The organism is Zafaria sp. Z1313 (assembly GCF_050563205.1).
In the GTDB taxonomy this organism is placed as follows: domain Bacteria; phylum Actinomycetota; class Actinomycetes; order Actinomycetales; family Micrococcaceae; genus JAZDCJ01.
The window spans coordinates 259975-284696 of sequence record NZ_JBNWUK010000002.1 but is presented as its reverse complement, the minus strand read 5'-3'; the positions used below and the strand labels follow the sequence as shown (position 1 = coordinate 284696).

At 71.1% G+C, this 24722-nt stretch carries 17 protein-coding genes; 9 read left to right on the top strand and 8 right to left on the bottom strand.

What is annotated here, in order from left to right:
* Positions 1 to 2: 2 nt before the first annotated feature.
* Positions 3 to 1556 carry a signal recognition particle protein gene (ffh, locus tag ACQ3I4_RS04500; protein ID WP_329860793.1) on the bottom strand — a complete coding sequence of 518 codons (1554 nt, stop codon included), beginning with the start codon at positions 1554 to 1556 and terminating at the stop codon, positions 3 to 5.
* Between the two features lie 104 nt (positions 1557 to 1660).
* Here ffh and ACQ3I4_RS04495 point away from each other — a divergent pair, with 104 nt between their 5' ends.
* Entirely contained in the window at positions 1661 to 3139 is a 1479-nt protein-coding gene (locus ACQ3I4_RS04495; protein WP_430632932.1) for a glucose-6-phosphate dehydrogenase, read from the top strand.
* On the opposite strand, the gene ACQ3I4_RS04490 is transcribed toward ACQ3I4_RS04495, so the two are convergent.
* The 4 genes from ACQ3I4_RS04490 to ftsY form a co-directional block, all read right to left on the bottom strand.
* Positions 3129 to 4682 (bottom strand): FG-GAP-like repeat-containing protein, encoded by a 1554-nt coding sequence (locus ACQ3I4_RS04490; RefSeq protein WP_430632931.1) that lies wholly within the window; start codon positions 4680 to 4682, stop codon positions 3129 to 3131. The genes ACQ3I4_RS04495 and ACQ3I4_RS04490 overlap by 11 nt on opposite strands.
* 311 nt (positions 4683 to 4993) lie before the next feature.
* Positions 4994 to 5332 (bottom strand): P-II family nitrogen regulator, encoded by a 339-nt coding sequence (locus ACQ3I4_RS04485; protein ID WP_329860796.1) that lies wholly within the window; start codon positions 5330 to 5332, stop codon positions 4994 to 4996.
* Positions 5329 to 6636, bottom strand: coding sequence for an ammonium transporter (locus ACQ3I4_RS04480; protein WP_329860798.1), 1308 nt, complete (start codon positions 6634 to 6636; stop codon positions 5329 to 5331). The genes ACQ3I4_RS04485 and ACQ3I4_RS04480 overlap by 4 nt, the downstream gene beginning before the upstream one ends.
* 202 nt (positions 6637 to 6838) lie before the next feature.
* Positions 6839 to 7996: a signal recognition particle-docking protein FtsY gene (gene ftsY, locus ACQ3I4_RS04475; RefSeq protein WP_430632962.1), complete on the bottom strand. Its 1158-nt coding sequence runs from the start codon at positions 7994 to 7996 to the stop codon at positions 6839 to 6841.
* 138 nt (positions 7997 to 8134) lie between these two features.
* On the opposite strand from ftsY, the gene ACQ3I4_RS04470 reads away from it, so the two are divergent.
* The gene (locus tag ACQ3I4_RS04470) at positions 8135 to 9349 is read left to right on the top strand and encodes an MFS transporter (RefSeq protein WP_430632930.1); all 1215 of its coding nucleotides are present in this window, start codon (positions 8135 to 8137) and stop codon (positions 9347 to 9349) included.
* On the opposite strand, the gene smc is transcribed toward ACQ3I4_RS04470, so the two are convergent.
* Complete coding sequence (smc, locus tag ACQ3I4_RS04465) at positions 9321 to 12962, bottom strand: chromosome segregation protein SMC (protein WP_430632929.1); 3642 nt, start codon at positions 12960 to 12962, stop codon at positions 9321 to 9323. The two genes, ACQ3I4_RS04470 and smc, sit on opposite strands and share 29 nt — an antisense overlap.
* 225 nt (positions 12963 to 13187) lie before the next feature.
* Between smc and ACQ3I4_RS04460 the strand changes: the two genes are divergently transcribed.
* From ACQ3I4_RS04460 to ACQ3I4_RS04445, 4 genes are read left to right on the top strand one after another with little or no spacing between them, the layout of a single operon-like run.
* Positions 13188 to 14213, top strand: coding sequence for a 3-oxoacyl-ACP synthase III (locus tag ACQ3I4_RS04460; protein ID WP_329860803.1), 1026 nt, complete (start codon positions 13188 to 13190; stop codon positions 14211 to 14213).
* Complete coding sequence (locus tag ACQ3I4_RS04455) at positions 14207 to 16837, top strand: alpha/beta fold hydrolase (protein ID WP_430632928.1); 2631 nt, start codon at positions 14207 to 14209, stop codon at positions 16835 to 16837. Before ACQ3I4_RS04460 ends, ACQ3I4_RS04455 begins: the two co-directional genes overlap by 7 nt.
* A complete protein-coding gene (locus ACQ3I4_RS04450) occupies positions 16834 to 17829 on the top strand; it encodes an NAD-dependent epimerase/dehydratase family protein (protein ID WP_430632927.1) in 996 nt (331 codons plus the stop codon). Before ACQ3I4_RS04455 ends, ACQ3I4_RS04450 begins: the two co-directional genes overlap by 4 nt.
* Positions 17817 to 18632, top strand: a complete 816-nt coding sequence (locus tag ACQ3I4_RS04445) for a serine hydrolase domain-containing protein (protein ID WP_430632926.1) — start codon at positions 17817 to 17819, stop codon at positions 18630 to 18632. Before ACQ3I4_RS04450 ends, ACQ3I4_RS04445 begins: the two co-directional genes overlap by 13 nt.
* Here the strand turns inward: ACQ3I4_RS04445 and ACQ3I4_RS04440 are convergent.
* Both ACQ3I4_RS04440 and ACQ3I4_RS04435 read right to left on the bottom strand, forming a co-directional pair.
* On the bottom strand, positions 18613 to 19518 hold the full coding sequence (locus ACQ3I4_RS04440; protein ID WP_430632925.1) for an ABC transporter ATP-binding protein: 906 nt from the start codon (positions 19516 to 19518) through the stop codon (positions 18613 to 18615). The two genes, ACQ3I4_RS04445 and ACQ3I4_RS04440, sit on opposite strands and share 20 nt — an antisense overlap.
* On the bottom strand, positions 19505 to 20395 hold the full coding sequence (locus tag ACQ3I4_RS04435) for an ABC transporter permease (protein WP_430632924.1): 891 nt from the start codon (positions 20393 to 20395) through the stop codon (positions 19505 to 19507). Before ACQ3I4_RS04435 ends, ACQ3I4_RS04440 begins: the two co-directional genes overlap by 14 nt.
* 159 nt (positions 20396 to 20554) lie before the next feature.
* On the opposite strand from ACQ3I4_RS04435, the gene wecB reads away from it, so the two are divergent.
* From wecB to ACQ3I4_RS04420, 3 genes are read left to right on the top strand one after another with little or no spacing between them, the layout of a single operon-like run.
* The gene (wecB, locus tag ACQ3I4_RS04430) at positions 20555 to 21685 is read left to right on the top strand and encodes a non-hydrolyzing UDP-N-acetylglucosamine 2-epimerase (RefSeq protein WP_430632923.1); all 1131 of its coding nucleotides are present in this window, start codon (positions 20555 to 20557) and stop codon (positions 21683 to 21685) included.
* A gap of 41 nt (positions 21686 to 21726) precedes the next feature.
* Complete coding sequence (locus ACQ3I4_RS04425) at positions 21727 to 22068, top strand: hypothetical protein (RefSeq protein ID WP_430632922.1); 342 nt, start codon at positions 21727 to 21729, stop codon at positions 22066 to 22068.
* Positions 22068 to 24722, top strand: coding sequence for a glycosyltransferase (locus tag ACQ3I4_RS04420; protein WP_430632921.1), 2655 nt, complete (start codon positions 22068 to 22070; stop codon positions 24720 to 24722). The genes ACQ3I4_RS04425 and ACQ3I4_RS04420 overlap by 1 nt, the downstream gene beginning before the upstream one ends.

Here is a 24722-nt window from a genome sequence, read left to right as displayed (position 1 = left end):
CGCTACTTGCCGAGGAACTTATCGAAGCCCTTGGGAAGGTTCAGCTGCGACGGGTCGAAGTCCTGGGCGGACTGCTGGCCGAACGCCGCCCCGCTCGAGGCGGGCTTGCGGTTCTGGGCCTCGGCCGCGGCCTGCGCCGCCTTGGCCGGGTTGCCGAACTTCTGCTTCTTCTTGGCGCCGCCCTTGGACTGGCCCTTGCGGGCCCGGCCCGCGCCGCCCATGCCCGGGATCGCCCCTCCGGCCGCCATGCGCTTCATCATCTTCTGCGCCTCGCCGAAGCGCTCGAGCATCTGGTTGACCTCGGACACCGAGACGCCCGAGCCCTTCGCGATGCGGGCGCGCCGCGAGCCGTTGATGATCTTCGGCGCCACGCGCTCGTGCGGGGTCATGGACCGCACGATGGCCTCGACGCGGTCGATCTGCCGCTCGTCGAACTGCTCCAGCTGCTGCCGGGAGATCTGCGCCCCCGGCATCATCTGGAGCATCTTCTTCATCGAGCCCATCTTGCGGATCTGCTGCATCTGGGCCAGGAAGTCGTCGAGGGTGAAGTCCTCGCGGTCGACGAACTTCTGCGCCATCCGCTCGGCTTCGCCCTTGTCCCAGGTCTTCTCCGCCTGCTCGATGAGCGAGAGGATGTCGCCCATGTCCAGGATGCGGCTCGCCATGCGGTCCGGGTGGAAGACCTCGAAGTCGCCCAGGCCCTCGCCCGTCGACGCGTACATGACGGGCTTGCCCGTCACCGACGCGACGGAGAGGGCTGCGCCGCCGCGCGCGTCCCCGTCGAGCTTGGAGAGCACGACGCCGGTGAAGTCCACGCCGTCGTTGAAGGCCTGGGCCGTGTTGACGGCGTCCTGGCCGATCATCGCGTCGATGACGAACAGCACTTCGTGCGGGTTGATCGCCGCGCGGATGTCCGCGGCCTGCTGCATCATCTCCGCATCGACGCCGAGCCGCCCGGCCGTGTCGACGATGACGATGTCGTGCTGCTTCTGCCGCGCCTCGGAGACGCCGTTGCGCGCCACCACCACGGGGTCGCCCGTGGCGGCCTCGAACTCGCTCGAGACGCCGGGGTGCGGGGCGTAGACCGGAACGCCGGCCCGCTCGCCGTTGACCTGGAGCTGCTTGACGGCGTTGGGGCGCTGCAGGTCCGCGGCGACCAGGAGCGGGGTGTGCCCCTCCGACTTCAAGTGCTTGGCGAGCTTCCCGGCCAGCGTCGTCTTGCCGGCGCCCTGGAGGCCCGCGAGCATGATGACGGTGGGCGGGTACTTCGCGAGCGTCAGTCGCCGGGTCTGCCCGCCGAGGATCCGCACGAGCTCGTCGTTGACAATCTTGACGACCTGCTGGCCGGGGTTCAGCGCCTGGCTGACCTCCTCGCCGAGGGCCCGCTCCTTGACGTGGGCGGTGAACTCGCGGACTACGGAGACGGCGACATCGGCGTCGAGGAGGGCGCGGCGGATCTCGCGGACGGTGCCGTCGACGTCGGCCTCGGACAGCCGTCCCTTTCCGCGCAGGTTCTTGAAGGTCGCGCTGAGGCGGTCAGAAAGTGAATTGAACACGTGCCGTGGATTCCTTCGCTTGGCGGCTGGGCGGGACTCCCGCCGGACTCGACTTCCAAGGTTACCAAGCCCGGTGGCGACAACGGCGCGCCAAGAGTGGCAAGGTGGAGTCCGTGAGTGCTGACAACGGACTTCGCGTCAAGACCCTCCTGATCCTCGGTGCCTCGGGCGACCTGACGGGGCGGCTCCTGCTCCCCGGCCTGGCCCGCCTGCTGGCCACCGGCCGTGTGCCCGGCCTCGCCCTCGCCGGCGCGGGCAGCGCGGACTTCTCCGCCGCGGACTGGCAGCGGCGCGTCGACGAGGTGTTCGCCGCCGAGCGGGACGGGGCCGCCGAGGCCGGCGCCGTCGAACTGGAGCGGATCGCCGCCCGGACGCGCTACGACGTCGTCGACGTCACCGAGCCCGGCGCCCTCGGCGCGCTCCTCGCCGAGCTCGAGGCCCCCGTGGCCGTCTACTTCGCCCTCCCGCCCGCGGTCGCGCAGAAGGCCTGCGAGGTCCTGGCTCCGGAGGAGGTCCCCGAGGGCACGAGCCTGGTCATGGAGAAGCCCTTCGGCTCCGGCTCCGAGTCGGCCGCCGAGCTGAACCGGATCCTCACGCGGCTCGTCCCGGAGGAGGACATCCACCGCGTCGACCACTTCCGCGGCAAGGCCACGGTGTTCAACATCCTCGGGCTGCGCTTCGCCAACCGCTTCCTGGAGCCGCTGTTCACCAACGAGCACGTGGCGAAGATGGAGATCTTCTACGACGAGGAGCTCGCGCTCGAAGGGCGGGCCGGGTACTACGACAAGGCCGGGGCGCTGCGGGACATGATCCAGTCCCACCTGCTGCAGATCCTCGCCCTGCTGACCCTCAACGCGCCGGCGACCCTCGGCGAGCGCGACCTGCGCGACCACATCGGCTCGGTCCTGCGCGCCGCCTCGGTTCCGGAGGACTTCGCCGCCAGCACGCGCCGCGCCCGATACGCCGCGGGCACCGCCGGAGGGCGCACGGTCCCGGACTACACGGCGGAGGACGGCGTGGACCCCGCGCGGGGCACGGAGACCCTCGCGGAGATCGAGGTGCGGATCAACAACGCCCGATGGGCCGGCGTCCCGTTCATCCTGCGGTCCGGCAAGGCGCTGGGGCGCAAGCGCAAGGAAGCGGTGGTCACGTTCAAGCCCGTCGCCCACCTTCCCTCGGGCTTCAAGGGCTGCGACTCCCCCACCCGGCTGCGGATCGGCTTCGGCCCCGACACCCTGGACCTCGAGCTGGACGTCAACGGGCCCGGGGACATGTTCACGCTGGACAGAATCGATCTCAGCGCCGCGCTGAACTCCCCCGACCTGCTGCCCTATGGCGAGGTCCTGCTCGGCGTGCTGACCGGCGATCCCACGCTTTCGGTCCGCGGCGACACCGCGGAGCAATGCTGGCGGATCGTCGAACCGGTCCTGGCCGCCTGGGCGGCCGACGAGGTCCCGATGGACGAGTACGCGGCCGGCAGCAGCGGCCCGGCGCACTGGGCGACCTCGCAGCACGACACGGTGGACGCCGACGGCCCGGGGCCCCGCGCCGAACCGAGGCACGCGGGCGGACTCAGCCGGTAAGGGACATTCCGTTCCAGCCACGTCCGATCCGTACGGGTGGCAGCCAGCCGCCGGACCCGTTACCGGGATAGAGCCACAGGGCCCCCGTGGACCCCTGGCGTGCCACGAGGTCCGTCCGGCGGTCGCCGTCGAAATCCCCCGGCACCAGCAGGAAGTCCATGCCTTGCCAACCGCGCCCCACGCGGATCGCGGGCTGGAGGCCGCCGCTCCCGGTGCCGGGATGGAGCCACAGCTCTCCCGTCGCGGCGTTCCTGGCGAGCAGATCGGCCCTTCCGTCGCCGTTGAGGTCCCCTCCGCCGGCGAGCCGGTCGTAGCCTCCCCACACTCCGGGCATCTGCCGTGGGGCCAGCCAGCCGCCCCGCCCGTTTCCCGGGTAGACCAGGAGCCGATTGCTCGCCGCGTGGCGGGCCACGAGGTCGTTCCGTCCGTCGCCGTCGATGTCGCCGGGTCCCGTCAGCAAGTCCATACCGTTCCACCCGGTGCCGATCTGCAGGGCGGGGAGGAAGCCGCCCTGACCGGTGCCCCGGTAGAGCCAGAGCTTTCCCGTGGCCCGTTGCCTGGCCACGACGTCTCCCAGGCCGTCTCCGTTCAGGTCGCCGGTCGCTGCGAGTGCGTCCATGATCCCCCACCCCGACGCGACGTGGACGGACGGCTTCCAGCCGGCGCGCCCGTTGCCCGGATACGTCCAGAGCCGTCCCTCGCCGTCGCGGGCCACGAGGTCGTTGTTCCAGTCGCGGTCGAGGTCGCGCGGTGCCGCACCGGGTGCCGGCGGCGGCTGGGCAAAGGCGGTGAACCGGTACCCCGGGCAGGTCCTGTTGTAGTCGCGCACTCCGTCCGTCCACTGGGCCAGCAGGACGGGACCAGAAGAGAAGCCCGGCTGCAGGCAACGGTCACGTGCTTCCTCCGGGTAGTCGAGCTGCCCCGCCGTGGCCCAGACTGGCACATGGGGCAGGGTCCAGGCACCCGCGATCTCCCGCCAGCCGTTCGCATAGGAATACAGTCCGGAGGCGAACCCAGCGTCCTGCAGCCCACGCAGGTAGCCCTCGACGACCATCCGGTTCTCGGCCATGGCGGCCGACCCCACGGGCCACGGCTGGGCCGGGCGGGGCTCGACATCCACCCAGACGGCCGCTGGCGACCAGCCGATGCGGCGCAACGAGGCAACGGCCTCCGACGCCTGCGCATAGCCGGCATTGGAGACCCGGCCCGCCCGCGTCGCCGCCGACCACGGGCCACTGGAGCCGTGCGTGGACAGCTGGGCCGCCGTGGGAAACGTCGCCATCCCGTAGGCATGGGCGCGCTTCGCGCGTTGGGCCGCCCAGGCATGCTGCCGGGCGAGGCAGGGATTCTCCGTGTAGGCCAGTCCCCGGGTGAGACCGATGATGACGAAGGCCGAATCGTCCGGGGGCATCGGCAGTCCGAAGCCCCCTTCGGCGGTGGTGCACTGGGGCCACGAGACATCGTGCCCGAGCAGGTCTGCTGCGGCGGCGGGCGGGGTGGGGAGCCCCCCGATGAGCCCGGCCACGAGCGCTGCCACGGCCATCGGAGCGACCCAACGAAGGTTGGCGTCTTGCCTCGGAAGGCCCCTCGCGCCGGCCCCGCCGCCGTACGTCCCTCCCCGCCGCCGCGGCCCGTGCCGGGCGGCGTCCGGCCTGGACCGCGCTTCGCCTTGCGTGGATCGCGCACCCGTCCGCGTGGTCCCCATGCCGGCCGTCCTCGCCCCGGGCCGCGCCATTGCGGCCTCCCTGCCGCCCATGATCCTCTGCACGGGCCCCCGGAACAAGAGGACGGGCGCACGAAACCGCCCGGCCCCGCGGATGCGGTGGCCGGGCGGTTCCGGTGATGCGAGTGGTGTCAGAGGGCGGCGTCGCCGCGCTCACCGGTGCGGACGCGGACGGCCTCCTCGACGGCGGTCACCCAGACCTTGCCGTCACCGGCGCGGCCCGTGTTGGCCGTGGCGACCAGGACGTCGACGATGTCGCCGGCCCACTCGTCGCTCACGAGCACCTCGACGCGCGCCTTGGGCAGCAGGTCCACGGTGTACTCGGCGCCGCGGTAGACCTCGGTGTGGCCGCGCTGCCGGCCGTAGCCGCTGGCCTGGCTGACCGTCAGTCCCTGGACCCCGTAGCTTTCCAGTGCCCCCCGGATGGCGTCGAGCTTGTCGGGGCGGACGATGGCTGTCACGAGCTTCATGCGTTGGCACCTTCCTTGGTGTGGGTCTTGAGGTGGCCGGAAGTGGCCGGGTGCGGGACGAACGTGCCGCTGGTTCCCAGTCCCCCGAACTCGTAGGCGGTCTCGGCGTGCTCGGTCAGGTCGACGCCCGTGGACTCGGACTCCTCGGTGACCCGGAAGCCGATGCTCTTGTGGATGGCGAGGCCGATGATGAGCGTCATCACCGCCGTGAAGGCCATGGAGACCACGGCCGCGACGGTCTGCGCACCGAGCTGGGCGAATCCGCCGCCGTAGAAGAGGCCGCCGCCTTCGCCCTCGACGGGCAGGGCGATGAAGCCGAGCGCCAGCGTGCCGACGAGCCCGGAGACCAGGTGGACGCCGACGACGTCGAGCGAGTCGTCGTAGCCCCACTTGTACTTCAGGCCCACGGCGAGGGCGGAGAGGATGCCGGAGACGATGCCGAGGCCGATCGCCCCGATGGGCGAGACGTTGGCGCAGGCCGGGGTGATGGCCACGAGGCCCGCGACGACGCCGGAGGCCGCGCCGAGGGAGGTGGGACGGCCGTCTCGGATGCGCTCGGTGACGACCCAGCCGAGCATCGCGGCGGACGGGGCGGCGAGGGTGTTGACCCAGATCAGGCCGGCCTCCTCGGCGCTGCCGGCGGCTCCGCCGTTGAATCCGAACCAGCCGAACCACAGGAGCGCGGCGCCGAGCATGACGAACGGGATGTTGTGGGGGCGCTGGCCTGGGTCGCGGCCGAAGCCCTTGCGCTGGCCGATGATCAGTGCCAGGACGAGCGCGGCCACGCCGGCGTTGATGTGCACCACGGTGCCGCCGGCGAAGTCGATGGCCTCGCCGGCCCAGCTGCCGATGGCGCCGTCCGCCGAGAGCAGTCCGCCGCCCCAGACCCAGAACGCGAGCGGCGCGTAGACGAGCGTGACCCAGACGGGCACGAAGATGGACCAGGCGCCGAACTTGGCGCGGTCGGCGATGGCGCCGGAGATGAGCGCGACCGTGATGATCGCGAACGTCGCCCCGAAGCCGGCCCCGATGAGGTCCTCGGTGTCCAGCATGGCCTCCATGCCGAACTGCGTGAAGGGGTTGCCGAACAAGCCGCCGATGCTATCCCCGCCTCCGGCCATCGAGTGGCCCCAGAGGATCCAGACGACGCCCGTGATGCCCAAGGCGACGAAGCTCATCATCATCATGTTCAGTACGCTCTTCGCCCGCGTCATGCCGCCGTAGAAGAATGCCAGTGCCGGGGTCATCAACAGCACCATGGCTGCCGTGACCATCATCCAGACGTGACCTGCGGTCAGATCCATGTCCGTCCTCCTGTGTGTCCAGTGCGGGTTGCTCCCGCCTTGACACAACTTTGACCGGCCCATGTTTCGCCCGCCGCAGGTCCCCATTTCCCGCCGGTTACGGGAAAGGCGGCCACGTAAAAAGCACGTGGCCGCCATGTTTCGCCGATGTTTCACCGCCCCGGATCCCGGTTCCCCTCCCCCTGGGGCGGCGCCCGCGGCGTCAGTCCAGCAGGGCGTCGACAAACGCCTCGGCGTCGAACGGTGCCAGGTCGTCGGGCCCCTCGCCCAGTCCCACGAGCTTGACCGGGACGCCGAGCTGGCGCTGGATGGCCACGACGATGCCGCCCTTGGCGGTGCCGTCGAGCTTGGTCAGGACGATGCCCGTGACCTTGACGACCTCCGAGAACACGCGGGCCTGGTTCAGCCCGTTCTGGCCCGTCGTCGCGTCGAGGACGAGCAGGACCTCGTCGACCTGCGCCTGCTTCTCGATGACGCGCTTGATCTTCCCGAGCTCGTCCATGAGCCCGACCTTGTTCTGCAGGCGCCCGGCGGTGTCGACCATGACGACGTCGACCTCCTGCTCGATGCCGGCCTTGACCGCCTCGAAGGCGACGGACGCGGGGTCCGCGCCGTCGACGTCGGACTTCACGGTGGGCACACCGACGCGGGCGCCCCACGTCGCGAGCTGTTCGGCGGCCGCCGCACGGAACGTGTCCGCGGCGCCGAGCAGCACGTCCTTGTCCTGGGCGACGAGCACGCGGGCGATCTTGCCGATCGTCGTGGTCTTGCCGACGCCGTTGACCCCGACGACCAGGACGATGCTGGGCCGCTCGCCCTGGCGCGTATCCACGAGCGCGCGGTCCATCCCGGGATCGACGAGCTTCACGAGTTCCCCGCGCAGCAGCGCCCGCACGGCCTCGGGATCGCGGTGCCCCTCGACCTTGACGCGCTCGCGCAGCGCGTCGACGAGCTCCATCGTGGGCTCGGTTCCGAGATCCGCCAACAGCAGCGTCTCCTCGATCTCGTCCCAGACGTCCTCGTCGATCCTGTCCTGGGACAACAGGGCGAGGAGGCCCTTGCCGAGGGCGTTGTTCGACTTGACGAGCCGCGAGCGGAGCCGGGCGAGGCGCCCGAGGACCGGTGCCGGGGTCTCGACCGGGACGACGACGGTGCCGGCGCCCTCGTCCGCGACGTCGCCGGGGGCTTCCCCGCCGGGGGCCGCGCCCGTGGGGGCCTCCTGGGCGGGGGCGGTCCCCGGGCGCTCCTCGACGAGCGTTCCGCCGGGCGGGGCGTCGTCCGGATCGCGCGTGGTCGTGTAGGTCCCGGGGGGCGTCTTGCGCCCGCGGAACAGGAAGAAGGCGCCGACGCCCAGGAACAGGACCAGGGCGACGACAAGGGCAATGAGCAGCGGATCGATAGGCACGCCCCTAGCTTAGCGACCACGTGCCACGGTGCCGTGTGGGCCGCGACGACGGCGGCGCCGCGCCCCCGTGGCCACGGATAGACTCGGGGTGCCATGCCTGACTCCCCCACCGCCGCCGGGACGCTGCCGCGCGTTCCCGGCGAGATCAAGGTCCTCATCTGCGCGGCGTTCGTGATCGCCATCGGCTTCGGGCTGATCGCCCCGGTCCTGCCGCAGTTCGCCCGCAGCTTCGACGTCGGCATCGCGGCGGCGGGCTTCATCGTGTCCGTGTTCGCGGTGACGCGGCTGGCCTTCGCGCCGGCCAGCGGCCGGATGACGGACCGGCTCGGCGAACCCGTGGTCTACGTCGGGGGCGTCCTCGTGGTCGCGGTGTCGACGCTCTTGTGCGCCGTCGCGGACGGCTATGTCCAGCTCCTCTTGTTCCGCGCCCTGGGCGGGATCGGGTCGACGATGTTCACGGTCTCCGCCATGGCGCTCATCACGCGGCTCGCCCCGCCGCAGATCCGCGGACGGATCTCCGGCTACTACGCCACCGCGTTCCTGACCGGGAACATCGCGGGCCCCGTCCTCGGCGGCCTCGTCGCGGGCTTCGGCTACCGCCTGCCCTTCTTCATCTACGGCGGAGCGCTCGTGGTCGCGGCGGCGATCGTCTACTTCTCGCTCCTGGGCGTCGGCGGGCGGCGCCGGGCGCGGACCACGGACCTGAGGCCGAAGCTCGGCTTCCGGGCCGCCCTCGCCTCGCCCGTCTACCGCGCGTGCCTCGCCTCCGGCTTCGCCAACGGGTGGTCGACCTTCGGCGTCCGCGTCGCCCTCGTGCCCTTGTTCGCCGTGCAGACCTTCAGCAACGGCGTGGCGATCGCGGGGATCTCGCTGGCCCTCTTCGCCGCGGGGAACGCCGCGACGCTCGGGCTCGGCGGCCGGCTGGCGGATACCTGGGGCCGGCGCGGCCCCGTCCTGGCGGGCCTGGCCACGGCATCAATCGCGACCCTCTTGTTCGGGTTCGCGGACACCGTCCCCCTGTTCATCGCCCTCTCCGTGCTGGCCGGAGCCGGGACCGGTCTGATGAACCCGGCCCAGCAGGCGGCCGTCGCCGACGTCGTGGGGCAGGACCACCAGGGTGGCCAGGCGCTGGCCGGCTTCCAGATGGCCACGGATCTCGGCGCCATTGCCGGACCGGTTGCCGCGGGCCTCCTCGCCGACGCCTACGGCTACGGCTGGGCCTTCGCCGCCACGGGGCTCGTCGGGCTGCTCGGCACGGCCACCTGGCTCGGCGTCCCGCCTAGCCGGAGCGCTCCAGCCGCTGGCTGATCACCATCGACACGCCGTCGCCGCGCATCGAGACCCCGTAGAGCGCGTCGGCGACCTGCATGGTCCGCTTCTGGTGCGTGATGACGATCAGCTGGCTCGACTCGCGCAGCTCCTCGAAGATCGTGATGAGCCGCCCCAGGTTGGTGTCGTCGAGCGCGGCCTCGACCTCGTCCATGACGTAGAACGGCGACGGCCGGGCCTTGAAGATCGCCACGAGGAGGGCCACCGCGGTCAGGGAGCGCTCACCGCCGGAGAGCAGCGAAAGGCGCTTGATCTTCTTCCCCGCCGGCCGGGCCTCGACCTCGATGCCGGTGTTCAGCATGTCCTCCGGGTCGGTCAGCACGAGCCGGCCCTCGCCGCCCGGGAACAGGCGGGCGAACACCCGCTCGAACTGCACGGCGGTGTCGGCGAAGGCCTCGGTGAAGACCTGCTCGACCCGCTCGTCGACGTCGCGGATGATGTCCAGGAGGTCCTTGCGGCTGGACTTGAGGTCCTCGAGCTGTCCGGAGAGGAACTTGTGCCGCTCCTCGAGCGCCGCGAACTCCTCGAGCGCGAGCGGATTCACCTTGCCCAGCGAGGCGAGCTCGCGCTCGGCCTTCCGCAGCCGCTTCTCCTGCTCAGCGCGGTCGAACGGCACGCCGGCCGCCACGGGCCGGCCCTCGTCGTCGACCTCCTGCCGCAGCGCCGCCCACTTGTCCGCGCCCTCCTCGGGCACGGGCACCGGGACGTCGGGCCCGTAGCCGGCGACGAGGTGGTCGGCGGTCAGGCCGAGTTCCTCGACGGCGCGGTTCTCTAGGGCCTCGATGCGCAGGCGCTGCTGCGTGCGCGCGAGCTCGTCGCGGTGCACGGAATCGGTCAGCCGCGCGAGCTCCGCGGTGAGCTCCGCGGATTCCGCGCGCGCGGAGGCCAGCTGCTCCTCGATGCTGCGCCGCTCCTCGTCGGCGGCGTCCCGGGCGGCGGCCGCGCCGCGCAGGGAGGCCTCGAGCCAGGCGCCCACTCGCGCGGCGCCGTCTTCGACCGCCCGGGCGGCTGCGGCCTGCCGCTCGCGCCGCTCGGCACGGCGCCGCGCGGCCTCGCGCGCGGCGCGCTCGGTGGCCGCGGCCCGCCGGAGTGACTCGATCCGGCCCCCGAGCGCCTTCTCCTGTTCCTGGGCGGCCCGCAGGGCGAGCCGTGCCTCGAGCTCGGCCGACCGTGCCGTCGCGGCCCCGGCCATGAGCGCGTCGCGCCGCCCGCTCGAGGGATCGGCCTCGGCGGGGGCGTTGTTCGCGGCGTCGAGCCGCTCGCCCGCCTCCTTCAGTGCCGCGAGCTCGCGGGCGAGCTGCTCCTCGGCCGCCGCGGCCTGGCCCGCGAGGCGCTCCTGCTCGGCCGTGGACTGCCGCAGCTCCGAGCCCAGCCGGCCCAGGCGCTCGGCAACGGCCGAGATCCGGGCGTCGGATTCGTGCAGCCGTTCCAGCGCGGCGTCGGCCGCCTCGGCCGCCGCGTCCCGCGCGGCGGCGGCGCGGGCCTTCTCGAAGCGCAGGCGCTCGGCATCGCGTTCCACCTCGCCCAGGCGTGCCTCGGTCTCGTCGATCGCGGCCTGCTGCTCGATCGTCGAGGGCGCGTTCGGCGTGCCGCCCGCCGCGCTCGCCGCGGTATAGACGTCACCGTCCCGGGTCACGGCGGTCCAGCCCGGATCCGCGGCCAGGACCGCCACCGCATCGGCCGATGTCTCGACGAACGCCGTGCGGCCGAGGAGCCGCCGGACCGCGTTCCCGTACGACGCCGGTGCCTCCACGAGCCCCGCGGCTCCCCTCCCGGGGGCTGGCGGACCGGGCGGCGTTCCGACCGCGCCCCCCGTGGCGGTCGCGGCGTCGGCCGGCGCCTCCCCTGCCCCGGGGTCCATGCCCGGGCCGGTTCCCTCCCCGGCCGGGGCGACGAGGAGGCTCGCCCGTCCGGCGTCGTCCTGCTTGAGGGTGGCGAGCAGCTCCGCGGCCCGGCCCAGCCCGGCGACGGCGAGTCCCTCGGCCAGCGGGCCGAGGGCCGCGGCGACGGCGGCCTCCCAGCCCTTCTCGACGCCGAGCGACTCGGCGACCCGGCCCAGGACGCCCTCGGCGCCCTCGAGGTCCCGGCTCGCGTCCCGCCGGTGCAGGGACTGCCGCAGCGCCTCCAGCCGTGCCGCGAGCGCGCCGCGGGCGGCCTGCTGCTCGGCGTCGAGGCGGTTCAGGCGCTCGAGCCCGGCCTCGGCGGCATCGAGCCTGCCGGCGGCGTCCTCGTAGGCCTGGTCCAGGCCCTCTTCGCCCTCCTCGACGCCCGCGGCCTGCTGCTCCAGCAGCGTGTACTCCTCCTGGGCCGAGCGGCTCCGCGCCGCGGCCTCCTCGCGCGCCGTCCGGAGACGCCCGAGCTCGCCCTCGGCGGCCTCGGCACGGCTCCGGGCGGCGCCGACCTGTCCCGCAAGCCGGGCGAGGCCCTCGCGGCGGTCGGCGACGGCGCGCAGCAGGGCCGTGAGCGCCTTGTCCTCTTCGGCCGCGGCGACCTCGGCGGCAGCGCGCGCGGACTCCGCGGCAGCCAGCGCCTCGGCGCGACGGGCGGCGTCGTCCCGGGCCTGCCGGAGCTCCGAACCGAGGCGCTCCGCCTGCTCTTCAAGCCGGTCCGGGTCGCGCGCGCCGTCGGCCGGCTGCTGGTCCGCGGTGCCGAGCAGGCGGGCCCTTTCGGCGGCGAGCGCGGCGAGCGATCGGTAGCGCTCGCGGACGGAGCCGAGGCCGTAGTAGGTGTCGCGGGCCGCGTTGCCCGCCGGGACGGCGCGGGCGGCCTCGAGCTCGAGCGAGGCCAGCCGGTGCCGCGCCCCCTCCAGCGCGCGGCCGACCTCCTCCTGGCGCTGTTTGAGGGCCTGCTCGTCGGCGACCTCCTGTTCGAGGGCCGTGCGGAGCGTGACGAGGTCGTCTGCGAGGAGGCGCGCGCGGGCGTCGCGGACGTCGAACTGGATGCCCTGGGCCCGCCGGGCGACCTCCGCCTGACGTCCGAGGGGCGTCAGCTGGCGGCGCAGCTCGCCCGTGAGGTCCTGGAGCCGGGCGAGGTTCGCCTGCATCGCCTCGAGCTTCCGGACCGTCTTCTCCTTGCGGCGGCGGTGCTTGAGGATGCCGGCCGCCTCCTCCACGAAGCCGCGCCGGTCCTCGGCGGTGGCGTGGAGCACCCGGTCGAGCTGACCCTGGCCGACGATCACGTGCATCTCGCGGCCGAGGCCCGAATCGGAGAGCAGCTCCTGGATGTCGAGCAGGCGGCACGACTCCCCGTTGATGGCGTACTCGGATCCCCCCGAGCGGAAGAGCGTGCGGGAGATCGTCACCTCGGAGTAGTCGATCGGCAGCGCGCCGTCCGCGTTGTCGATGGTGAGGGACACGTGGGCCCGGCCCAGCGGGGCGCGCCCGGAGGTGCCCGCGAAGATCACGTCCTCCATCTTGCCCCCGCGCAGGGTCTTGGCGCCCTGCTCCCCCATGACCCAGGCGAGCGCGTCCACGACATTGGACTTGCCCGAGCCGTTCGGTCCGACGACGGCCGTCACGCCGGGCTCGAACTCGAACGTGGTGGCCGACGCGAAGGACTTGAATCCTCGGACGGTCAGGGACTTCAGGTGCACGGTTCGCTCTCGGGACTCGGGGACGCATCGGGGCGATGCTGACGGGTGTTCCCCCTAATCTACTGCCGTGGACGCCGGGCGGGGTGGCGCGCCGTGCCGTGAACATGCCTGCCGGGGAATGTGCGGGCAGGCGCGTCGGACGTGCATAGTTAAGGGTTGAGGCGTGGTGAAAGACGGCGGGGCGCAGCTAGCGCTCCGGATGAATCGACTGGACGAAGGTAGAGATTGAGCGGAAATGCGACGTTCCGGCACCAGAACGCGGCGATCCTGTCCGTCACCAGCGTCGAGGCGCCGGTGGTGGTCACGTCCGCGGAGTTCGACCGTCGGCTCGAACCCAGCCTGAAGCGCCTCCGCCTGTCCAAGCGCCTGCTCGAGCGGGTCGCGGGCGTGAGCGAGCGCCGCTGGTGGCCCGCGGGGACCGGCTTCGACGACGCGGCGACCGAGGCGGGCGCCAAGGCCCTCGCCGAGGCCGGGGTGGAGGCCTCCCAGGTCGGGCTGCTGATCAACACCTCGGTGACGCGGCGGAACCTCGAACCCTCCGTGGCCGTGAAGATCCACAACGGCCTCGGGCTCCCCTCCTCCGCCCTCAACTTCGACCTGGCCAACGCGTGCCTGGGCTTCGTCAACGGCATGACGCTCGCCGCGAACATGATCGACTCCGGTCAGATCGGCTACGCCCTCATCGTCGCCGGCGAGGACTCGCGGATCGCCCAGGAACCGACGTTCGACCGCCTCAACCGGAATGATTCCACGCGCGAGGACTACCTGCGCGAGTTCGCGACCCTGACCCTCGGTTCCGGGGCGGCCGCCGCGGTGATCGGCCCGGCGGACGACCATCCCGGATCACACCGCATCCTCGGCGGCGTCTCGCGCGCCGGAACGCAGCACCACGAGCTGTGCGTGGGCGGTCCCGACGGCATGCACACGGACACCAAGGGGCTCCTGGACAACGGCCTCGAGCTCGTCGTGGACGCGTGGAACGAGGCGCACTCGACGGGCTGGGATTGGCGCGGCATGGACCGCTACGTCACGCACCAGGTCTCCAATTCCTACACCAACGCCATCATCAAGGCCGTGGACCTCGTCCGCGAGCGCGTGCCGATCACGTTCCCCAAGTGGGGCAACGTCGGCCCGGCCTCGCTCCCGATGACCCTCGCCCAGGAGGCGGGCACGCTGAACCCCGGCGACCGCGTGCTGTGCATGGGCGTCGGCTCCGGCCTCAACACGGCCATGATGGAGCTCGCGTGGTAGCAGCGCCCACGGCCGGCCCCTGGCCCGGCGTCGATCCTGCCTGGTCCCGGATCGTCGAGGTCCCCTCCACCGCGGCGGCTTCCGGCGGCCCGGCGGGCGGGCGCTCGCACCGCTGGCACGTGCTCGATAACCTCGAGCAACTGCGCGCACGGGGCGTCGAGCCTGCCGGCACGCTCTTGTGCGTCCACGGCAATCCCACGTGGTCCTACCTGTGGCGTTCCCTCCTCGCCGCCGGCACCGACGCCGCCCGGCCCTGGCGCGTCGTGGCCGTCGACCAGCTCGACATGGGGTTCTCCGAGCGCACCGGGGCCTTCCGGCGCCTGGCCGACCGCGTCGCCGACCTCTCCGACCTCACCGCCGCGCTGGGACTCGAGGGGCCCGTCGTCACCGCCGGGCACGACTGGGGCGGCCTCGTCTCGCTCGGTTGGGCCCTGCGCCACCGGGAGCAGCTGGCCGGCGTCGTCCTGACCAACACGGCCGTGCACCCGGCGGGCTACGACGTGCCGGCGGTCCTCCGTCCCGCCCTGCATCCGGCGCTGCACCGCTGGGGCACCACAACGAGCACCGCGTTCCTCGACGTCACGCATGCCCTGGCCAGCCCGCGGCTCGAACCGGCGGTTCGGCGCGCCTACCTGGCCCCCTACCGCACGGCGGCACGCCGCGAGGGGGTCGGACGTTTCGTCTCCGACATCCCGGCGGCGCCGGGCCATCCCAGCTGGGCGGCCCTCGAGGAGATCGCCGGGGGCGTGCGCTCGCTCGACGTGCCGGCCCTGCTCCTCTGGGGCCCCCGCGACCCGGTCTTTTCCGACCGCTACCTCCGCGACCTCATGGACCGCCTCCCGCACGCCGACGTCCACCGCTTCGAGGGCGCCGGCCACCTGCTGATCGAGGACCGGGACCTCGGCACGCCCGTGTTCGAGTGGCTGGCGGTCTCCGCCCCGGCTCCCGCGGCACCGGGGGGCCCCGGCGTCGTCCCGGACTACGTCCCGATGACCGCGGAGCTCGACGCCCGGCGCTCGGAGGCGGGCACCGCCGTCGTCGACATGACTCCCGAGGGCCCCGTGTCCCTCGACTGGGCCGGCCTGGTCCGCCGCGTGGACCATCTAGCCGCTGGACTGCGCGCCGCCGGCGTCCGGCCCGGCGACCGCGTCAGCCTCCTCGTCCCGCCCGGGATCGAGCTGACGAGCCTCATCTACGCCTGCCTGAGGCTCGGCGCCGTCATCGTCGTGGCCGACGCGGGCCTGGGGACACGGGGCCTCGGCCGCGCGATCACGGGTGCCGGCCCCGCCTACCTCGTCGGCATCGACCGCGCCCTGGCCGGCGCACGGGCCCTCGGCTGGCCCGGCCGCCGGATCGGGCTCGGGAGCCCTTCGTCCGCCAAGCGCCGCCTGCTCGGGATCGAGCACACGCTCGGTGAGCTCCTCGAGTCCGGAGCGCGGGAGGAGTCCGCCAGCGGCAGACTCGACTTCGACGTTCCCGCCCCGGACGCGGACGCGGCCGTGCTGTTCACCTCGGGCTCCACGGGACCGGCCAAGGGCGTCGTCTACACGCACCGCCGGCTCGCCGCCATGCGGGACACGCTCAAGGACGGCTACGGGATCCGCGAGGGCGAGGGACTCGTCGCCGGCTTCGCCCCCTTCGCCCTCCTCGGCCCCGCGCTGGGGGCCACGTCGGTGACCCCCGACATGGACGTCACCGCTCCGCGTACCCTCACGGCCTCGGCCCTGGCCGAGGCCGCCGCGGCCATCGACGCGACGATCGTCTTCGCCTCTCCCGCCGCGCTGGCCAATGTCCAGGCCACCGCCGACGGCCTCGACGCGGCCGGCCGGGAGGCGCTCGGCCGGGTCCGCCTGCTCCTCTCCGCCGGGGCCCCGATCCCCGAGCCGCTCCTGGCGCGGCTGCAGCCGCTTGTGCCCGCGGCGGCGCTCCACACGCCGTACGGCATGACGGAGGCCCTGCCCGTCACCGACATCGACCTCGCCGGCATCCGGGCCGCCGGCCAGGGCAACGGCGTCTGCGTCGGCCGGCCCCTCCCCGGCGTCGCGGTCGCGGTCGCGGGACTCGACGACGCCGGGCGCGCCACCGGGGAATCAACCACCGTTCCCGGGACCACGGGCGAGGTCCTCGTCGCGGCCCCGCACGTCAAGGAGCGCTACGACCGGCTCTGGCACACCGAGCTGGCCGCCTCGTCCCTGCCGGGCTGGCACCGCACGGGCGACGTCGGGCACCTCGACGCCGAGGGACGGCTCTGGATCGAGGGACGCCTCGGACACGTCCTCACGACCGCCTCCGGGGTCCGGACCCCCGTCGCCGCCGAGCAGCACGCGGAAGCGGTGCCGGAGGTGGCTCGCGCCGCCGTCGTCGGGGTGGGACCGGCGGGCGCCCAGGTGCCCGTCGCCGTCGTCGAGACGACGCCGCCCGCCCCCCGGCCTGGATTGGCGCCGGGTGACCTCACCCGCAGCGTCCGCGCCGCGGTCGCGAACGGTACCGGGCTCGAGCTTGCCGCCGTGCTCGCCGTGCCCTCGCTGCCGACCGACATCCGCCACAACTCCAAGATCGACCGCACGGCGCTCGCCGCGTGGAGCGGGAAGGCCCTCGGCGGCGGCGGGATCGGCACGCCGTGAGGGTCCTCGTCACCGGAGCCAGCGGGCTGCTCGGAGGCTCGGTGGCGCGCGTCCTTGCCGACCGGGGCGACGACGTCACGGTGTTCCAGCGCCGGCCGGCGGGACTCGACGGCCCCGCCGAGGTCCTCGGATCGCTCGAGGACCCGCGCGCCGTCGCCCGGGCGGTCTCCGGGCAGGAGGCCGTCGTCCACCTCGCGGCCAGGGTCTCCGTCTCCGGGCCGTGGGACGAATACCGGCGGATCAACATCGAGGGCACGCGCACGCTCCTGGCCGCGGCCCGCGACGCGGGTGCCTCGGGCATGGTGTTCGTCTCCTCGCCCTCGGTCGCCCATGCGGGGCACTCCATCGCCGGCGGCGGGGCCGGACCGGCGGATCCGGAACGGGCCCGGGGGAACTACGCACGCTCCAAGGCCGCCGCCGAGCAACTGGCCCTGGCCGCCGATTCCGGCGGCTTCCGCGTCGCGGCGATCCGGCCGCACATCGTCTGGGGACCCGGCGACACCCAGCTCGTGGAGCGGGTCCTCGCCCGGGCCGCGGCGGGCCGGTTGCCGCTGCTGGACGGCGGGCGGGCGCTCATCGACACGAGCTACCTGGACAACGCGGTCGACGGGATCGTGCGCTGCCTCGACCGCCTGGACGCCGCCCACGGGCGTGCCCTCGTCCTGACCAACGGGGAGCCCCGTCCGGTCGGCGAGCTCATCGCCGAGATCTGCCGGGCCGGCGGTGTTCCCGTGCCCGTGCGCAGCGTGCCCGGCTGGCTCGCCCGCGGCGCGGGCTCCGTCATCGAACGCGTCTGGGATGCGGCGGGGTCCCGGGGCTGGGTGCGCGACGAGCCGCCGATGACGCGCTTCCTCGCGGAACAGCTCTCCACGGCACACTGGTTCGACCAGCGCACGACGCGCGAGGTCCTGGACTGGGCGCCGCGGATCGGCATCGAGGAGGGCTACGCCCGCCTGGCCCGCCACTACGAAGGGAAGACATGGACGCGCTGAACCTCATCGACGGCTGGCCCGTGGACCACGCCGCGGCCGGCGTCGTCGCCGCGGACGGGACCGTCCTGGCCCGCCGCGGGCCCACCACCGAGCCGTTCCGGCTGGCCTCCGTCACCAAGCTCCTGAGCTCCTACGCCGTGCTCGTGGCCGTCGAGGAGGGCGCTCTCGAGTACGCGACGCCGGCCGGTCCCGAGGGGGCGAGCGTGCGGCACCTGATGGCCCACACGGGCGGCTACGACTTCGCCTCCGAGACCGTCCGCTTCGCCCCCGGCGCCCGGCGGCTGTACTCCAACACGGGCTTCGACGCCCTCGCCGCCGCCGTCGAGGAGGCCACCGGGATCGGATTCGCGCAGTACCTGGCCGAGGCCGTGTTCGAGCCGCTCGGGATGGCGTCCTCCGCCCTCCGGGGTTCCGCGGCCGCCGACGGCGTCTCGACGGTGGATGACCTGCTGCGCTTCGCCGCCGAGCTCCAGTCCCCCACGCTCGTGGCGCCGCAGACGCTGGCGGAGGCCACGAGCGTGCAGTACCCGGGGACGGCCGGCGTCCTGCCGGGCTTCGGCCGGCAGGCCCGGAACGACTGGGGCCTCGGCTTCGAGCTCAAGGCGGAGAAGACGCCGCACTGGACGGGCTCGCGGAACTCTCCCGCCACGTTCGGCCACTTCGGCCAGTCGGGGACCTTCCTCTGGGTCGACCCCGCGGCCGGGCTCGCGTGCGTGGCGCTGGCCGATCGTGACTTCGGTCCGTGGGCGGCCGAGGCCTGGCCGGCGCTCAGCGACGCGGTGCTCAGCGACGTTCCAGGCTGACCTTCGGCAAAGTGGCCAGGGCCATTTCCCGGAGTTCAGCGAGCCTGCCCTCTCGCTGTCGTGCCAGATTCCAGACGTACTTTCTGTAGGCGGCCAGCACGGTCTCGGTGTCGCCGTCCATCAGAAGTTCGCCCTTGTCGAGCCAGATCACTCGCGTGCAGATGGACTTGATCGTGCCCAGGTTGTGGCTCACGAGGAACACGAGACCGGCGTTCCCCCGCAACTCGTCCATGCGGGCCTTGGTGCGGTCCTTGAACTGTGCGTCGCCGGTATTCAGGGCCTCGTCGATCACGATGATTTCCGGATCGATGGCCGCAGCGATCGCGAAGCGCAGTCTTGAGGACATCCCGGAGGAATAGGTGTTCATGGGGAGGTAGATGGCGTCGTCGAGCCCGGAGAGCTCGACGATGTCGTCGAAGCGTTCGCGGATCTCCGCGCGGCTCATTCCCATGGCCAGACATCCCAGGTAGACGTTTTGATCACCTGAGAGGTCCCCGATCAAAGCGGCGTTGACGCCGAGCATGATCGGCGTCGAACTGGCCAGGACCTGACCTCCGGTCGGGGCGATCTGCCCGCTGATGATCTTGCTGAGCGTGCTCTTTCCGGAACCATTCCTGCCGATGATCCCCACGGACTCGCCATGGTAGAAATCAAGGGTGATGGGCTTGAGGGCCTGCACCTTGACCTTGGGCTTCTTCCGCGTCAGGGCGCCCGCGATCTTGTCACGCCGACCCACCGGCAGATCTGCGCGGTCCGCGTTGGACTGCACCGCGTAGGTCATCGAGACGTTGTCCAGGACCACGGCGGGCTCGGCAGAACGGATGACGGCGGCTGGTACGTCGTGCTCGTCCTCTGCACCTTCGATAACATCGTTAGTCTCGGCCATAGCGCTCTTCCGCCTTCCAGAAATAGATGCTGCCCACCAACATCGTCAGGACCGCCCATCCACCGAGGATCATCCACGAGTCGGCTGCCGGGAAGCGCTCATAGAGGACCGACTCACGCACCATGTGCATCGCCTGATGGAGGGGATTGAACTGAAGGATCTGTACGAGCCAGGGGTGTTCGACGTATCGGTCGAAGGAGTAGAAGACTCCGGACATGTACATCCAGATGCGCAGTGAGAAGCTGATGATGTTGGAGATGTCGCTCGACAGCGCGACCCACCTTGCGAGGATGAGGGCCAACCCCATGTTGAAAAGCGTCTGCAATACGTAGATCGGCACGACGAGCAGCCACAGCCACGTGATCTTTTCCACAGGCGGGAAGACAAGGACCAGGAAGAACATCGTCGCGAGCACGGGAAGGAAGGCGATGGCCTCCCGGGCGGCCGTGGCGATCGTCAACGTGGCGCGCGGGAACGTGAACGCGCGGATCATGGTCCGGTTCCGGGCTATCGAACGGGAACCGGAGTTCACCGTGCGGGCCGTCAGCTGGTAGGTGAACACGCCGATGACGAGGTAGCCGATGAAGTTCTCGATGCCGCGGCTCGTCTGCAGCAGGATCCCGAAGATCAGGAAGTAGCTCAGGCCATTGAGGATGGGGTTCAGCACCGTCCACAGGCGGCCCAGCTGGTCGTTGTTGTTGGCCGACTGAACTCTGGACCGGGCGTCGTACAGAATGAAGTGCCGGTACTTCCACACTTCGGCGACGTACTGGAAGAACGGCAGGCGGGCCCCGACCCGACGCAGGGATCCCTCCTTCACGACCACCGTCCGGGGAGCGGGCGGCTGCGCCTCCGATTCGGGTGCTGGGTCTGTCATGAAGCCATCGCTTTCCCACGGGGAATACTCACAAGCGTCCATCATACGGGTGGGCGTCGTGGAACCGCGGCACGCCTCGGCTGATTCACCGAGAGCCTTGATAGAGTGGCCCAGATATCCGCGAACAAGGGAACCCACTGCACTATGCGACCTGTCATCATGCCGATCTATGGCACACGTCCCGAGGCGATCAAGATGGCCCCGATCGTGAAGGAGCTCGAGAATTCCGACCTCTTTGACTGCACCGTCGTGGTGACCGGGCAGCACCGCGAGATGCTCGACCAGGTTAATGACCTTTTCGACATCGTCCCGGACATCGACCTGCAGATCATGCGACCCAACCAGAGCCTCAGCGGCATCATGACGCGGACCATCGACGGACTCGACGAGATCTTCAAGGAGAACCGACCAGCGGCCGTGATCGTTCAGGGCGACACGACGACGTCGACCGCCGGAGCCATCGCAGCCTTCTATCACGGCATCCCCGTCGTCCATGCCGAGGCGGGCCTCCGGAGCTTCAACATCCTCTCGCCGTTCCCGGAGGAGGCCAACCGCAAGATCACCTCGCAGGTCTCGGCCCTCCATTTGGCCCCGACGGGCGTGAGCAAGCAGAACCTCCTCACGGAGAACACGGCCGAAGAGGACATCGTCGTCACCGGCAATACGGTCATCGACGCGCTCCTGACCACGGTCGGCAAGAAGGTGCCCTTCAGCGACCCGCAGCTCGAAGAGCTCGCGGCCAGCGGACGCCGGATCCTCCTCGTCACGACGCACCGCCGGGAGAACCAGGGGGGGGCCATGCAGGGCGTGGGACGCGCGCTCGCACGGATCGCCGCCTCCGAGCCGGATCTGACGATCGTCCTCCCCGCGCACAAGAACCCCGTCGTCCGCGAGGCCGTCCTGCCCGCTCTCGAGGGCGCCGGAAACGTCATCGTGACCGAACCGCTCGCCTACGGCGAGTTCACGCGCATGCTCTCGTTGGCCCACGTGGTCCTCACGGACTCGGGCGGAGTGCAAGAGGAGGCCCCAAGCCTCGGCAAGCCCGTCCTGGTCATGCGTGAGAACACGGAGCGACCGGAAGCGGTTACGGCCGGCACCGTCCTGTTGATCGGCACCGATGAGGAGCGGATCGTAGGCGAAGTGGGGCGCCTGCTGCACGACGATGCCCACTTCAACGCCATGGCCAACGCGGTCAACCCCTACGGAGACGGACGGGCCGCCCAGCGCACCGTTGCCGCGATCGCCGAGCTCCTGGGCGTGGGGCAACGGATCGACGAGTTCGGCAACTAGAGGCAAGAACCGGCGTCGGCGCTACGAAGACAGGACCACACGTGACAGAGCAAGACAACGTCTCCCCCACCTCCAGCCCTGAAGAACTCAGTCGGCTGCTGGTCGAGGAAGTCCGCCAACGCGCGGAGCTGAGGAAGGAGCTGCTGGCTGCCTACCGCAAGCAGGAGGCCCAACTCAGTCGGATCGTCGTCTTGGAGGAACTGCTGCGCCACCGTGGCGTGGCCACCTATTTCGCCGCACGCGTCCTGACCGCCCTCCCGGGGCGGGCGGGGAAGAGACCTGCCTCGGCGAAGAACCTGGTCAAGGCAGAGGGCCGGGCGGCCTACCGTAAGGTGCGCCGTCTCGCTGGCCGGATGGCCCGCAAGCTGGGAATCCGCAAGTAATGACCCGTCTCTACCCCACGTCGACCGAACGCCAGCTTCTGGCCAAGCGCATCGAGGAGCTCGTGACCGGATCCGTGCGCGACCGGGCCCTGATCGAGACCTACGGCTCGGCCGCGGAACTGCCGGGCGAACGACTGGCGATCGCCGTCGCGCAGTCGCGCCAGAACAACCTGTACCGCCAAGCGGTCCAGGAGAACGAGCCAAGCGACGCCATGCCGCACCTGACCGCGCTCGTCGAACAACTGCCACCGACCTCCTCGGGCCGAGCGTATCGACCGCATGCCACGCGGATCGGGATCATTGCGGACCTGTTTCTCTACAAGAGCTTCGAGGGCCTGGCCGACTTCGTCGCGATCACCCCGGAGAACTACGAGGAACACCGGGAATCGCTCGAACTCTTGCTCGTTGTCAGCACGTGGCGGGGGCTCGACAACGCATCCTGGGTGGGCCTGGGGGGAAACTCCGACGTCAGGGCCACCCTGCTGGAGCGGATCATCCCGCTCTACCGCGCGGCGGGCATCCCCGTCGTCTACTACTCCAAGGAGGACCCGCCCAACTATCGGCGCTTCGCCCCCTTGGCGGCGCATTGCGACTTCGTGTTCACGAGCGCCGTGGAAATGATCCCCCGCTACCAGCGGGACTGCCCGGGCGCGGCAGGCTATGACGTCCTCCCGTTCGGCGTCAACCCCCGCTTCCATTCCCCCATCGGTAGCCGAACCGCCCCCTCCAACGCGGCCTTCTTCGCTGGATCCTGGTTCACGGGCAAGTACGCTGGCCGCGCCAAGTGGGGGACGCGAATCCTCGACGGTCTCGCTGCTGCGAACGGATACAGCCTGACCATCTTCAACCGGAACTCGGCGATCGAGAACGGCAAGTACGACTTCCCGCTCCGTTACTCGCCGTACATCAATGACGCGGTCGGGCACGACTTCCTGCTCGACCTGCAACGGGTCTCCGACGTCGCCGTCAATCTCAATTCCGTCATGGCCAGCCAGTCGATGTACGCCAACCGTGCGGTCGAACTCCAGGCGGCGGGAACGCTCGTCGTATCGAGCTACAACCAGGGCCTCAACTCCCGCTTCCCGCAGATCCACATTGCGAATTCCGTCCGCGACGTGAGGGACATGCTCGATACCCTATCCTTCGAAGAGCTCCGGGAAGTCCAGGCCGCTGGCATCCGGTCCGTGTTCGACACGGAGCTCTCCCTGTACAGGCTCGACAAGATCCTTGAGACAGCGGGATTGGCGGCACCCCGGCCCGGCCTCACCGTCGATGTCGTGGCCCCCACGCCCGACGATGCCCTCCGCGAAGAGTTCGCGGCTCAGACCGTTGGCGAAGTCCGTGTGCAGGACCGTGCCCAATACGACGAGCAGCGCTCCGAAGCCGACATCGTCCTTGAGGTCGATCCCGCGTTCAGCTACGGGGCGGAGTATGTCAAGGACCTCGTGAACGCCTTCAAGTACGCAGACGCCGACGTGGTTCAAAAGCTCCCCGGTACCTTGGCCGAGGAGGACGCGGCGAGCCACCGGTTCGCGGACCGGGTCCGCGAAACCGCCGGAACCGCCCGCTGGCGCGGCCCCGCCGGGCGTGCGTTACTTGAGGACGGGACCGTCTATTCGACCGACGCCTTCGGCTTCGCGCCGCGTGGTCGGCCCACCGTCCGCGTGCGCACGATACCTGCCCGCCCGGCTCAGCTGTCCGTGGTCGTCCCGGTCTACAACAACGGCGGCCACTTGCGCCACAAGTGCTTCGCCAGCCTGCGTCGCTCGTCGATGTTCGACGCCATGGAGATCATCCTCGTCGACGACGGATCAACCGAGGCGGCCACCGTCGCCACCTTGCAGGAACTGGCCGATTCGTTCTCGAACGTCAAGGTCCACCGTTTCCCGCCCGGTGGTTCGGGGAGTGCCTCCCGGCCTCGAAACAAGGGCCTCGAACTGGCTACGGCACCGTTCGTGACCTACCTGGATCCGGACAACGAGGCCGTCGAAGACGGATACGCGATCCTGTGGGACTCCCTCCAGGACAACGACGCCGACTTCGCGATCGGCAACATGTCCATCTGGCGGGAGAGCCACCGCATCGCCAACTACTCCAACTATCTGCGCAAGTATCTGCGTGAGGAGGACGGCTTCCACTTCCCGGATCGTTCCTCACTTCCCGCCCTGGATTTCCGCACCATGAGCATCCAAGCAGCCGTCGCCAGAACCGCCTGGCTCCGTCCACTGGGCCTGGAGCAGCCCGTCGGCGCCGTCGGACAGGATTCCTTCTTTTTCCAGCAGATGCTCTACTACGCACGGAAGATCAAGGTCTTCAACCGCACGATCCACACCTACTACAGCGCGGTGGCCAATTCGACGGTCAATTCGGTCTCCGTCGGCTTCTTCGAGAAGTACCTTCCCTTGGAGGAAGCGCGTTCCCGGTGGCTCTTCGACATCGGCCTCGACGCCGAGTACCGCGCCACGCGACTCGAACCCTTCTTCAGGGACTGGTTCCTCTCCAAGCTCCGATTGGTCAAGGACGAACACCGCGACGAGGCCATGGCAGTCGTCGCCCGCCTGGGGCGGATGTACGGCGACCACGAATGGTCCGATCCCGACGTCCTGGAGTTCTGGGCCGCGGTGGAAACCGAAACCGAACGCCGGGAGGGCTGA